Source organism: Streptomyces corynorhini (assembly GCF_003346515.1).
In the GTDB taxonomy this organism is placed as follows: domain Bacteria; phylum Actinomycetota; class Actinomycetes; order Streptomycetales; family Streptomycetaceae; genus Streptomyces; species Streptomyces corynorhini.
In genome coordinates this window covers 1-12740 of the sequence record NZ_QQNA01000192.1, presented here as the reverse complement: position 1 = coordinate 12740, position 12740 = coordinate 1, and the positions used below count along the sequence as shown (strand labels likewise).

Genomic DNA, 12740 nt, shown 5'->3' with positions numbered 1-12740 from the left:
GTCCCCGGCGGCGCCGCGGCCCGCACCGCACCCGCCAGCGCCCGCCCCAGCGGTCCCGCCAGCCCCAGCGCGCCCCGCTCCTTGTGCGCCAGCAGCACCGCGCGCACCGCGTCCTCGTACGGCGCCGCCGCGTGCACCGGCGGCAGCCCGGCCGGCTCGGGGACCGGCCGCACCCGGCACGGCCAGGTCCCGTACAGCGCCCGTCCGCAGTCCTCGCACAGAGGTGTCCTGGGGCTGCCGCAGCCGCCACAGGCCACCGGCAGCACCAACCCGGTGATCTCCCGCCACCACGCCCGCATGACAGACACTGTGCCAACGTCGGGGACGCCCGGCTACCCCTGTGGAAAACCGGCCGACCACCCCCGCGGCCCCGTCAGCCGGGATAGACCGGCGACGTCCCCACCTCGACCATCGTCTGCCAGTTCGTCCCCGAGGGCAGCCGTACGATCCCCGCGTCCTCCGAGTCGGCGACCAGCGGCTGCCGGTCGTCGTCGGCCGCCGCGATGGCCGTCACCTGGTTCAGACCGGGCAGCACCCCGGCGGCCGAGGTCGACCCGTCGGTCTGGATGTAGCGCACCTGCTGCACCCCACCGGCCTCCTTGCCGACGACCACCAGCCGGCTCGGACCGGCCCAGGACACCGCGGTCACCGTCTCCATCTGCGGCGCCACCGGCTGCAGCCCGGTCACGGTCACCGTCGGATCGCCCTTGGGGCCGTGCCGCTCCACCCGGCCGATCTGCAGCGTGTTGCGCCCGTCCTTCGTCAGCAGCAGCGCGATCCGCGCCCCGTCCGCCGACACCCGCAGCGACTTGATCCGCGCCCCGTCGAGCCCCTGGACCGTCACCGGCAGCGCCGGCCCGGCACCGCCCGTGAACCGCAGCAGTCGGGGTTTGGCCGGGTCACGGTCCGCGATCCACAGATCGCCGCGCCCGTCCCAGCTCGGCGCCGACAGCGCGCTCTCTTGCCCCTTGCCCCCGCTGGTCACCAGCGGGTCGCCCAGCTCGCTGTCGGCGAGGATCGACGACACGTACAGCGACTTGTAGTCCTCCGCCACACCCGCCGCGTGCTTCTCGTCGCGCGCCACTCCCACCGACGACAGCTTCACCGCGCCCGTGCCGAAGGGCCCGATGACCTGCGAACGGTCCACCGGCTGGTCGGAATCCGCCTGGAGCAGCGAGAGCCGACCGTGGTCGTCCACGAAGTACGGATTGACGGCCCGGCCCGTCGCCCGGTCGGGCGCGAACTCCTCGGCCTGGTCCCCGCTGAGCACACAGAGCGAGGAGCCGTCCGCCAGCAACTCCACCTGACCGACCGGAGTGGAGGTGAGGTCCCGCAGGGTGAACAGGAGCTGCGCCGCCATCTTCCGGCACTGGGTACGCCCCGCCTTCGCCGCCTTCTCGTTCAGCGGCACCTTCAGCGCGTTGCGGTCGTCGAACTCCAGCGTGGTGACGCCCTTCTGGAGCGCCGTACCGGCGGGGAACGGCGACTCCGCGACCGGCTTCAGCCAGTGCGTAGGCCCGTCGAGCAGCACCTTGACGGCCTGGGTGACCGGATCCATCCGCGTCGTGGGATCTATTCGCTGCCGGATGTAGACCGGATCCGCGACGAGCCAGCTCTCACCCGAAGCAAAGTAATACTTATTGACGGAGCGGTAGTTGCGCTGGAAGTCGGACTCGCCGAGCACCAGCCCCTGGGGCAGCGAGTCGATGCGCCACTCCTTCGTGTTCCCCACGGTCTGCCGGACCAGGTGGATGTCGCCGTCGTACGCCGTCGGCTCGATCGGCTTGTAGGCGTGCGCGGCATCCACGTCGGCGATCCGGTCGCCGTACAGCGGGTACGTCAGACCGGCCGCCTCGCTGCCCGACGGCTCCTTCGGACCTGCCGGGTCGGGAGCGGCGCGCAGCACGGCCGTACCGGCGCCCGGCTGCCAGAACTCCGACGCGTCCTTCGTCAGATACTTCCTGGCCATCGCGAAGTCGGGATCGTCACTGGTCATGGCCTCCAGGAAGCCGTCCACGATCTCGCTGGGCTGCGCCTTCTCACGCGGCGGCACCGCGTACACCCGTACCTGGGACTCGCCGGGCGGCGACGCCTTGACCGGCTCCACCCCCCCGCGGTCCGGAATCGACGCGCACCCGGCCAGCAGCACGGCGCACACCCCCAGCGCGGCGGGCGCCGACAGCGCGCGCCCCCTGCCGTACCGGCCCCTCCCGTACCGACCCCGGTCAGCGCCCACGAATCGTGTCCTCCCGCTCCGCACCCTGGCGTGCCGGGTCCGGAGACCCGCTCTCATCGGATTCCCCGCCGGGACTGCGCTCCCCCGCGGGCCGTGCCACCACCCGCGCGCCGTTGCCGGGCAGCGCCGCCGGGTCCACGGATGCCGCCGGACGCGCCGGGGCGGGCACCACCGGCTTACCGCTCAGCGCGGGGCGGTCCGTGCGCGGCCGGCCGGGCACGGCCGCCAGCCGCTGGGCGCTCTCCTTGACGTCCTGGGCGCCGTCGCTCTCGCGGTTGCGCCGCGAGTCCTCGGGCTCCAGCGGTATCGGCGAGCCGCGCAGCGCCTCGTCCGCCGTACGCGGCAGCGTCAGCCGGAACTGCGAGCCGCCGCCCGGCTCGCCCCACGCCTGGAGCCAGCCGCCATGCAGCCGCGCGTCCTCGACGGCGATCGACAGCCCCAGGCCGGTGCCGCCGGTGGTACGGGCCCGAGCGGGATCGGCCCGCCAGAAGCGGTTGAACACCCGGGTCGCCTCGCCGGGCTTGAGCCCCACCCCGTAGTCGCGCACGGCGACGGCGACCGCGCCGCCCGCCGCTCCCAGCCGTACGACGACATCGCGGCCCTCGCCGTGCTCGACGGCGTTGACGACGAGATTGCGCAGCACCCGCTCGACCCTGCGGGCATCGGCCTCCGCCACGACGGGCTGCTCGTCCCCGAGCACCCGGATCCGGGTGCCCTTGGCCTCGGCCAGCGGCTCCGCGCCGCCGATCACCCTGCGGACGACTTGGCGCAGGTCTATCGGCTCGGCCTCCAGCGCCGCCGCTCCCGCGTCGAAGCGGCTGATCTCCAGCAGGTCCGACAGCAGCGATTCGAAGCGGTCCAGCTGGTCCCCGAGCAGCTCGGCCGAGCGCGCCGTCACCGGGTCGAAGTCGGCGCGCGCCTCGTGGATGACATCCGCGGCCATCCGCACGGTCGTCAGCGGCGTCCGCAGCTCGTGCGACACGTCGGAGACGAACCGGCGCTGCATCCGGGACAGCTCCTCCAGCTGCTGGATCTTGAGCTGGAGGTTCTGCGCCATCTTGTTGAAGGCTTCGCCGAGGCGGGCGATGTCGTCCTCGCCGGTGACCTTCATCCTCTCCTGGAGGCGGCCGGTGGACAGCCGCTCGGCGATCCCCGCGGCCATCCGTACGGGGGTGACGACCTGGCGCACCACCAGCCAGGCGATGGCGCCGAGCAGCACGACCACGAAGAGGCCCGCCGTGGCCAGCGTGCCCTTGACCAGGTTGAGCGACTGCTCTTCCTGGGAGAGCGGGAAGAGGTAGTACAGCTCGTAGGCGTTGCCGTCGACGTCGTTCAGCCGCTTGCCGACGATCAGTCCCGGCTCCGGGTCCCTGGCCTCGGTGGCCCCGGTGTACCTGATCAGCGCGTACGCCTCGAACGATCCGTTGCCCTGGGCGACAGCCGTGCGCAGATCCACGGGGACGCTGGAGAAGTCGACGCCGCCGGAGACCCGGGGCGCGCGGCTGGTGGCGTCCGCCGAGTCCGGGCTCAGCGCCACCACGTTGAAGGCGCCAGGACCGCCACTGGCCAGCTGTTCCACCAGGTCCGAGCGCCAGTTGACGGAGTTCCTGCCCGAGCGGGCGCTCGTCGCGTCGCCGTCCCGGCCGCCGAGCGCCGCCGGCGAGTCGGCTTTCTCCTTCGCGACGGTGAAGCCACCGGCCGCCTGGCTCTGAGCGGCCTTCTCCTTGGCCTCCAGAAGACCGTTGCGGACCTGCCCGATGACGACGAAGCCGAGCAGCAGCACCACTCCGAGTGACATCAGCAGCGTCGTCGCGATGATCCGCAGCTGGATGTTGCGCCGCCACAGCCGTACGGCGGGCAGCAGCGGACGTCTCACCCAGCGCACCACGAGCCGCAGCACGGGGGCGCCGGGCGAACCGTCCTGAAGCAGTCGGCCGCTCCTGAACAGCGGTCCGAACCGCGAAAACGCATGCCGGGACCCGGCAGCCCGCCCCGCACGGACTCCCGGCTCACCGGGTTTCGGAGCAGTGCCGCCGGTCATCTCAGCTCGGTCCTGCCTTGTAGCCGACCCCGCGCACGGTCACGACGATCTCCGGCCGCTCCGGGTCCTGCTCGACCTTGGAGCGCAGCCGCTGGACGTGCACGTTGACCAGCCGGGTGTCCGCGGCGTGCCGGTATCCCCACACCTGCTCCAGGAGCACCTCGCGGGTGAACACCTGCCACGGCTTGCGGGCCAGCGCGACCAGCAGATCGAATTCGAGCGGCGTCAGGGCGATGGACTGCCCCTCCCGCTTCACGGAGTGACCGGCCACGTCGATGACCAGGTCGCCGATCGTCAGCTGCTCCGGCGCCGGCTCCTCCGACCTGCGCAGCCGTGCCCTGATCCGGGCCACCAGCTCCTTGGGCTTGAACGGCTTGACGATGTAGTCGTCGGCGCCGGACTCCAGCCCCACCACCACATCCACCGTGTCGCTCTTGGCCGTCAGCATGACGATGGGCACCCCGGACTCGGCCCTGATCAGCCTGCACACCTCGATGCCGTCCCGGCCGGGCAGCATGAGATCCAGCAGCACCAGGTCGGGCTTGGTCTCCCGGAAGGCAGCCAGTGCCTTGTCACCGTCCGCTACGAACGACGGCTCGAAACCCTCACCACGCAGCACAATGCCGAGCATCTCGGCCAGTGCGGTGTCGTCATCGACGACAAGGACGCGTCCCTTCATATCGACATCATCCCATTTTCGTTTCCGTTGCATAGACATGCGTGATCTCGGTCACTGACCAGCGGTGATGTGCGCCGACATCCGTGCGCGGCCGTCGCTCTCCGCTGCCACGGACATCACGCACCGACGTCACATCCCCGCCTTGTCGACCACGGCTCCGACACCGAACCATAGCCACCCCGGCCGCCGAGCAGTCCGCCGTCACCACGGGGGCGCCGGAGTGCGGGAGGGCCCGGGACGTCCGGGACCGCTTCAGGACGAGGCGTCCGGACCGAGACACACCGCCGCGTGCGCGGGCAGAACCATCTCACCGGGCAGCGGCTCGGTCCCGCCGATACGGACGGCGACGAAGCCGGTCGGCACCGCCGAATACCGCGCGGGAAGCGGCAGCAACCGCCACCGGTAGCGGGCGGGGACGTCCTTCGCCGGCAGTTCTTTCGCGGCGAGGCGGACCCACCGGTCGTAGTTGGTCGGGTAGGGCCTCAGCGTTCCGCCGCACTCCGGGCACATCGACGGCTCGATCCACGCGACGTCCTCCGGCCCGGGTGTGTCCCTCGGCGTCCGACCGGCCCCTTCGTAGCGGGCGAGATCGTCGGCGAAATCGTTCCAGCAGGCGTCGCAGAGTTCGGCCATGGGAAAGGCCAGGCCGCGTACGCGCACGGTCGGATCCGGCTCCCCGCAACTCTGACAGGTGGCTTCGATGGCTCCTGACCGGGCCCTCATATATCAGAGTGTGCGGGTGGAGCGCGAATCCAACCAGGGCGCGAATCAGCCGTATTCGGAGCATACGACCATCACTCCGCGCCACCGGATTCGGAGTCTCCGATTCCGGCAACGACCCTGTCCCCAGCATCAGTTGGGGCGGGTCCGCCCCGGCCCTCGGAACGTCGAGCGTCTCCGTGCTTACGCGTTGGCTCCTCCCTCCTCTCCCGAGGTCAGTCGCTCCCCCGGCGCGAACGGACGGTCAGCTCCGCGATCCCGTCCCCGGTCACCGGGGACAGCGCGCCGCGTTCGGTGACGATCGCCGTCACCAGCTCCGGAGGGGTGATGTCGAAGGCCGGGTTGTACGCCTGCGTGCCGAGCGGCGCCACCGGCATCCCTCCGCCGGCCTCCACCCCCGCCACCACGACCTGCGGCGCCATCAGCTCCGTCACCTCGTGCCCCGGTCGCTGCTCCACCTCGATCGACGCCCCGTCCCGGGTCGCCAGATCGATCGTCGTGGTGGGGGCGACCACCACGAAGGGCACATGGTGGTACTTGGCCAGCACCGCGAGCGGGTAGCTCCCCACCTTGTTGGCCACGGAACCGTCGGCGGCGATCCGGTCCGCCCCGATCAGGACGGCGTCCACCTCCCCCGCAGCCAGCAGCGAACCCGCCGCGTTGTCCGTGAGCAAGGTGTACGCCATCCCGTTGCGAGCGGCCTCGTACGCCGTCAGCCGCGCCCCCTGGAGGAGCGGGCGGGTCTCGTCCACCCACAGCCGCCGCAGCCGTCCGGCCCGGTGGGCCGACAGGGCCACGGCGAACGCGGTGCCCTCCCCGCCCGAGACGAGCGCCCCGGTGTTGCAGTGGGTCAGAATCCGGTGCCCGCCGCCCGGCAGCAGCTCATCGAGGAGCGCGAGCCCGAACCCCGCCATACGCGTACTGGCCTCGGCGTCCTCAGCGTGCAGCTTCCTCGCCTCGTCGAGCGCCGCGGCCGCCGCGACCGCCGGACCGCTGCCCCGCGCGCACGCGGCCCGATGGGCGTCCCGCGCCCGTCGCACCCCGTACCCGAGGTTCACCGCGGTGGGCCGCGCCCGTGCCAGCTGCTCGGCCGCGTCCTCCACGTCGAAGCCGCGCGCCGCCGCCAGCGCCACCCCGTAGGCGCCCGCGATCCCCAACAGCGGCGCCCCTCGTACCGCGAGCGTACGGATGGCCGCCACCAGCGCGGGCACGTCCGTGCAGACCAGCTCGGCTTCCTCGACCGGCAGCCGGGTCTGGTCGAGAAGCACCAGTACGGGCCCTTCGGGCGGCTCGTCCCAGCGGAGGGAAGGAAGCATGGGCAGCCCGGCGCCGACCGGGGTCTGTGCGTGGTGATCAGCCATCCGCTCAGTCTGCCCGCTGCCACACGAACAGAGAAGGCACGCTTCCAAGGCGGAAGGGGGTACGGGCCCCGGTCCACCCGAGGGCAGCGCGTGGCACGATGGCTGCCAGCCCGCCGCCCCGCTCCGTGGCCGGGCACCGCTGAGGAATCGGCTCGCCGAGCCGATTCCACAACCAATCCACGAGGTGGACGACCGTGAACGACACTCCGGGCTGGGCCTCGCCCGGATCTGCCCCGTCCGACGGCCAGGACGCCACCGTGCCCGGACCCGCCGCACCCGCCGACGACACCGCCTCGAAGTGGTCCGCGTCCCAGCCTCCGGCCGGGCAATGGTCCCCGCCCAGTCCCCCGGGAGCCGGCCCCGGCGCCCCGCGCCGACCGGCCCCCGGCTGGGGCAACGCGGGCCCCGGCGGCGCGCCGGGCGGCGGCTGGGGCAAACCGCCCGCCGCCAAGCCGGGTGTGATCCCGCTCCGCCCGCTCAGCGTCGGCGAAATCCTCGACGGCGCCGTGTCCACCATGCGCACCCACTGGCGCACGGTGCTCAGCGTCAGCCTCGTCGTCGCCGTCATCTCGCAGATCGGCGAGATACTCGTGCAGCGCTACCTGGTCCCCGAGCCCACCACGATCGATCAGGACGCGAGCGCGTCGGAAGTCCTCCGGCAGACCGCGGAGTCGACGCAGTCGAACCTCCTCGCCGAGGCACCTTCGCTCGTCATCACCCTCATCGGCACCATCTTCGTCACCGCGGTACTCACCATGGTGGTCAGCCGCTCCGTGCTCGGACGCCCCGTCACCCTGGCGGACGCCTGGAACGAGGCCCGGCCCCGGCTCCTCCAGCTGCTCGGTCTCACCCTGCTGCTGCCGTTCGCCAGCGTGGTCGTCCTGACCATCGGAATCCTCCCCGGCCTGCTCGTCGGATCGGCGGGAGGAGCCGTACTCGCCTTCCTCGGCGGCATGGCCGCGCTCCTCGTGATCATCTGGCTGATGGTCCGCTTCACCCTCGCCTCCCCCGCTCTCATGCTGGAGCGCCAGGGCGTGCTGACCGCGTTGCGCCGCTCCGCGAAGCTCGTGAGCGGATCCTGGTGGCGCGTCTTCGGCATCCAGGTCCTGACCTTCGTGCTGGTGATGTTCGTTACCCTGGTCATCGCCCTCCCCTTCAGCGTCCTCGCGATGACCGCGGACGGCTCTTTCCTCGACAGCCTGCTCTCCGGTGACACGCCGGACTTCAGCTGGCCCTTCCTGATCATCACCGGCATCGGCTCCGTGATCGCCCTGACGGTCACGTACCCGATCTCCGCCGGCGTCAGCGTTCTCCTCTATGTGGACCAGCGCATCCGGCGCGAGGCCCTCGACCTCGAACTGGCCCGTGCCGCCGGGGTGTCCGGCGACGGCACACAGCAGCCGGGCCACGGCTCCCCCAGGGGCTGACAGGGTGGCCATACCGGGGGGAGCGCACGAACTGCTGATCCGCGTCGGCGGCGACATACCGCTGGACACCCCGCGTCTGCCCGCCCGCGAGGCGGCGGAGCGGGAGCTGTCCAAACCGATGTACCACGAGAACGACCCGAACCTCCTCTCCCGTGCGATGAACGCCCTGTGGGACTGGCTCGGCAGCCTCCTCGACTCGGCCTCCGGCGTCGCCCCCGGCGGTCCGCTCGGCCTCGTCGTCATCGCGCTCGTCGTCGTGGCTCTCGTCGCCGCCCTCTGGTGGCGGCTGGGCACCCCCCACCGTGTCCCCGACCGACCGGGCCATCTCTTCGACGAGGGCCCCCGCAGCGCCGAGGAACACCGCGCCAGTGCCGAGGAGCACGCCGCCGCCGAACGCTGGACCGAGGCCGTCCAGGAACGGATGCGAGCCATCGTCCGCTCCCTGGAGGAACGCGCCCTCCTCGACCCGCGCCCCGGCCGCACCGCCGACGAGGCCGCCTCGGAGGCCGCCCGCCCCCTCCCCGGCCACGCGGACCGACTGCGCGCAGCCGCCAGGGAGTTCGACGACGTCACATACGGCGGCCGACCCGGGAGCCGACGGGCATACCAGGGGCTGCACGACCTCGATCTCGCCCTGCGACGCACAAAACCCCAGCTGAGCGCCGCATCCGGAGGAACTGCCGAGTGACCTCCACGATCAGCTCCACCTCGCTCTCCCCGACCTCCCGCCAGATCTGGAACCGCGGCCGCGGACCGCTGCTCGCCCTCGTCATCCTGCTGGCCGCCGGCGTCGCCCTGGCCGCGCTCCGCTCCGGCGATCAGCACGGCCGCCTCGATCCCCGCTCCGCCGACCGGTTCGGCAGCCGCGCGGTGGCCGAGCTGCTCAAGGACAACGGAGTGGGCGTCGACGTGGCCACCACCCTGGACAGTGCCACCGCCAAGACCGGTCCCGACACGACGCTCCTGGTCACAGAACCGGATCTGCTGACACCCCACCAGCAGCGGGTACTGCGTGACTCGATGGCGTCCTCGGCGGGCCGCACCGTCCTGCTCGGCCCGGGGATACCCTCCGTCGGGACTCTCGCGCCCGGCGTCCGCACCATCGCCCCCGTACCGGTCACCGCACAGGCTCCCCGGTGCGCCCTGCCCGCCGCCACCCGGGCCGGCAGAGCCGACGTCGGCGGCGAGCGCTACACCACCGATTCCCTCGGCAGCGACGACGCCTGCTACCCGACCGACGGCACGCCGTCCCTGCTCCGGCTGAGCGAAGCGGACGCGGGGGACACGATCCTGCTGGGCTCCCCCGACATCCTCCTCAACGACCGCCTCGACCACGAGGGCAACGCGTCGCTCGCCCTGCAACTGCTCGGCTCCCGGCCTCATCTCGTCTGGTACCTCCCCTCGCTCGGTGATCCCTCCCTCTCCGACGGACGTGACAGCGACGGAGACGGCGGTGACTTCCTCGATCTGATCCCTTCCGGCTGGCTCTGGGGCGCCTTCCAGCTCTTCCTCGCCGCGGTGCTCGCGGCCATCTGGCGCGCCCGCAGGCTGGGCCCGCTCGTACCCGAGCGCCTTCCCGTGGCCACCAGGGCGTCCGAGTCCGCCGAGGGCCGCGCCCGTCTCTACCGCAAGACGAACGCCCTGGACCATGCCGCGTCCGCGCTGCGCTCGGCCGCCCGCGACCGTCTCGCCTCCCTCCTCGGCGTACCCCCCAAGGAAGCTCACGCTCCCGAGGCCCTGCTCCCACCGGTCTCCGCCCGGATCCCCTCCACCACGCTGGATCCGAGCGCCCTGCTCTTCGGCCCGGCGCCGGCCGACGACTCCGCTCTCATCCGCCTGGCGGACCAACTCGACGCCCTCGAAAGAGAGGTACGTACCTCATGAGTGCCCCGACCGCACAGAACGCCGGGAATCCCACCCACGCCGAGAACACGGACAGCGCGGACAGCGCCCGTGCTTCCCTGGAGGCCCTGCGCTCCGAGATCGCGAAGGCGGTGGTCGGCCAGGACCCCGCCGTCACCGGGCTCGTCGTCGCCCTTCTCTGCCGCGGCCATGTCCTTCTTGAGGGAGTCCCCGGTGTGGCGAAGACCCTTCTCGTCCGGGCATTGGCCGCGTCCCTCGAACTCGACACCAAGCGGGTCCAGTTCACCCCCGATCTGATGCCCAGTGACATCACCGGGTCTCTCGTCTACGACGCCCGAACCGCCGAGTTCTCCTTTCAGCCCGGTCCGGTCTTCACCAACCTGCTGCTGGCGGACGAGATCAACCGCACGCCCCCGAAGACCCAGTCGTCGCTTCTGGAGGCGATGGAGGAACGCCAGGTCACAGTCGACGGCACAGCACGTCCGCTGCCCGACCCCTTCCTCGTCGCCGCGACACAGAACCCGGTCGAGTACGAGGGCACTTACCCCCTTCCCGAAGCCCAGCTCGACCGCTTCCTCCTCAAACTGACGGTGCCGCTGCCCTCACGCGACGACGAGATCAGTGTCCTGACCCGCCATGCGGAAGGCTTCAATCCGCGTGATCTCCAAGCCGCGGGGGTACGGCCCGTCGCCGGGCCGGCCGACCTGGAAGCCGCGCGCGATGCCGTGGCCAAGACATCTGTCTCGCCCGAGATCGCGGGCTACGTCGTCGATATCTGCCGTACCACTCGTGATTCCCCCTCGCTCACCTTCGGCGTCTCGCCACGAGGCGCCACCGCCCTGCTCTCCACCGCGCGCGCCTGGGCCTGGCTCACCGGTCGGGACTACGTCACCCCGGACGATGTGAAGGCCCTGGCACTTCCGACGCTCCGCCATCGCGTCCAGCTGCGGCCCGAAGCCGAGATGGAGGGCGTCAGCGCCGACTCCGTCATCACCGCGATCCTCGCCCAAGTCCCCGTCCCCCGATGAGGCGTTGAACCATGGCCCTCACCGGACGAACCGCGCTGATCGCGGCACTCGGCTCTCTCCCCGTCGGCATGTTCGCCCCCAGCTGGGCGGGCATCCTTGCCGTCAACGCGCCCCTCTCCATCGCCATTCTGTGCGACTACGCTCTGGCAGCACCAGTCAAATCGCTCCGATTCACTCGAAGCGGTGACACGTCTGTTCGACTGGGAGAGAGCGCGGAAGTGCATCTCACTGTCACCAACCGCGCAGGTCGCAGGCTGCGCGCCCGCCTCCGGGACGCCTGGGAGCCGAGCAGTTGGATCACCGGCACCGAGCAGAGCCGCTCTCGCCACATGTTGACGGTCCCCGCCGGTGAGCGACGCCGTCTGACCACTGTCCTGCGTCCCACTCGCCGGGGGGAGCGTCAGGCGCGGCGGGTCACGGTGCGCTCGTTCGGTCCGATGGGCCTCGCCGCCCGCCAGGGCAGCCATGAGGTGCCGTGGGCGGTACGCGTACTCCCGCCGTTCACCAGCCGCAAGCATCTGCCGTCGAGGCTCGCCAGGCTCCGGGAGCTGGACGGCCGCACGAGCGTGCTGACGCGGGGCGAGGGCACCGAGTTCGACAGCCTCCGCGCGTACGTGCCCGGGGACGACACGCGGTCGATCGACTGGCGGGCGACGGCGCGCCAATCTGCGGTCGCGGTACGTACCTGGCGGCCGGAACGCGACCGGCACATCCTGATCGTGCTCGACACCGGCCGCACCTCGGCCGGCCGGGTGGGCGACGTCCCCCGTCTCGACGCGGCGATGGACGCGGCACTGCTCCTGACCGTCCTGGCGTCGCGGGCCGGTGACCGGGTGGATCTCCTCGCCTACGATCGCCGCGTCCGAGCGCAGGTGCAGGGCCGCTCGTCCGGCGATGTCCTGCCCGCCATGGTGAACGCGCTCGCTCCTCTGGAACCGGAGTTGGTGGAGACGGACGCCCGCGGGCTCAGCGCGGCCACGTTGAAGAGTGCCCCACGCCGGTCACTGGTCGTGCTTCTCACCGGCCTCGACGCGGCTGCCGTCGACGAGGGGCTCGTCCCGGTCCTCCCGCAGCTCACCCGCCGTCATACGGTGCTGGTCGCCTCGGTGGCCGATCCGCACATCCAGGAGATGAGCGCGGCACGGGGCACAGTGGACGCGGTCTACGAAGCCGCCGCCGGCACCCAGTCGCAGACTCAGCGACGGCGAACAGCCGAGCAGTTGCAGCGTCACGGAGTGACCGTCGTGGACGCGACCCCGGACGCTCTCGCTCCCGCCCTCGCGGATGCCTACCTCGCGCTGAAGGCGGCAGGACGTCTCTGAGGACGGCAGGGATTCCACTGGCCCAGACCCGTGAGGGGAGGACGCGGGGGGGGACGCGGGGGC

10 protein-coding genes and 1 pseudogene are annotated in these 12740 nt (G+C 71.8%); 5 read left to right on the top strand and 6 right to left on the bottom strand.

All coding sequences use genetic code 11. The annotated features are described in order from the left end of the window. From DVH02_RS23010 to mtnA, 6 genes and pseudogenes are all read right to left on the bottom strand, one after another. Positions 1-299: pseudogene (locus DVH02_RS23010) on the bottom strand (ComF family protein); the annotation flags it as partial. A 74-nt stretch (positions 300-373) separates the two neighbouring features. Then, the gene (locus DVH02_RS23005; protein WP_233518406.1) at positions 374-2236 is read right to left on the bottom strand and encodes an LpqB family beta-propeller domain-containing protein; all 1863 of its coding nucleotides are present in this window, start codon (positions 2234-2236) and stop codon (positions 374-376) included. Then, positions 2226-4277, bottom strand: a complete 2052-nt coding sequence (gene mtrB / locus DVH02_RS23000; RefSeq protein ID WP_114625721.1) for an MtrAB system histidine kinase MtrB — start codon at positions 4275-4277, stop codon at positions 2226-2228. Before mtrB ends, DVH02_RS23005 begins: the two co-directional genes overlap by 11 nt. Before the next feature lies 1 nt (position 4278). After that, positions 4279-4956, bottom strand: coding sequence for a two-component system response regulator MtrA (mtrA, locus tag DVH02_RS22995; protein WP_114625720.1), 678 nt, complete (start codon positions 4954-4956; stop codon positions 4279-4281). Between the two features lie 252 nt (positions 4957-5208). Further along, the gene (locus tag DVH02_RS36370) at positions 5209-5616 is read right to left on the bottom strand and encodes a DUF6083 domain-containing protein (protein ID WP_233518405.1); all 408 of its coding nucleotides are present in this window, start codon (positions 5614-5616) and stop codon (positions 5209-5211) included. Positions 5617-5891: 275 nt separating this feature from the next. Continuing rightward, entirely contained in the window at positions 5892-7037 is a 1146-nt protein-coding gene (gene mtnA / locus DVH02_RS22985; RefSeq protein ID WP_114625719.1) for an S-methyl-5-thioribose-1-phosphate isomerase, read from the bottom strand. A gap of 194 nt (positions 7038-7231) precedes the next feature. Between mtnA and DVH02_RS22980 the strand changes: the two genes are divergently transcribed. The 5 genes from DVH02_RS22980 to DVH02_RS22960 are packed head-to-tail and all read left to right on the top strand — an operon-like array spanning position 7232 to position 12677. After that, positions 7232-8464, top strand: a complete 1233-nt coding sequence (locus DVH02_RS22980; protein ID WP_114625718.1) for a DUF7544 domain-containing protein — start codon at positions 7232-7234, stop codon at positions 8462-8464. Positions 8465-8468: 4 nt separating this feature from the next. Next, complete coding sequence (locus DVH02_RS22975; protein WP_233518404.1) at positions 8469-9152, top strand: DUF4129 domain-containing protein; 684 nt, start codon at positions 8469-8471, stop codon at positions 9150-9152. Next, on the top strand, positions 9149-10348 hold the full coding sequence (locus DVH02_RS22970) for a DUF4350 domain-containing protein (RefSeq protein WP_114625716.1): 1200 nt from the start codon (positions 9149-9151) through the stop codon (positions 10346-10348). The genes DVH02_RS22975 and DVH02_RS22970 overlap by 4 nt, the downstream gene beginning before the upstream one ends. Next, positions 10345-11355, top strand: coding sequence for an AAA family ATPase (locus DVH02_RS22965; protein ID WP_114625715.1), 1011 nt, complete (start codon positions 10345-10347; stop codon positions 11353-11355). The genes DVH02_RS22970 and DVH02_RS22965 overlap by 4 nt, the downstream gene beginning before the upstream one ends. 11 nt (positions 11356-11366) lie before the next feature. Then, entirely contained in the window at positions 11367-12677 is a 1311-nt protein-coding gene (locus DVH02_RS22960; RefSeq protein ID WP_114625714.1) for a DUF58 domain-containing protein, read from the top strand. Positions 12678-12740 lie beyond the last annotated feature (63 nt).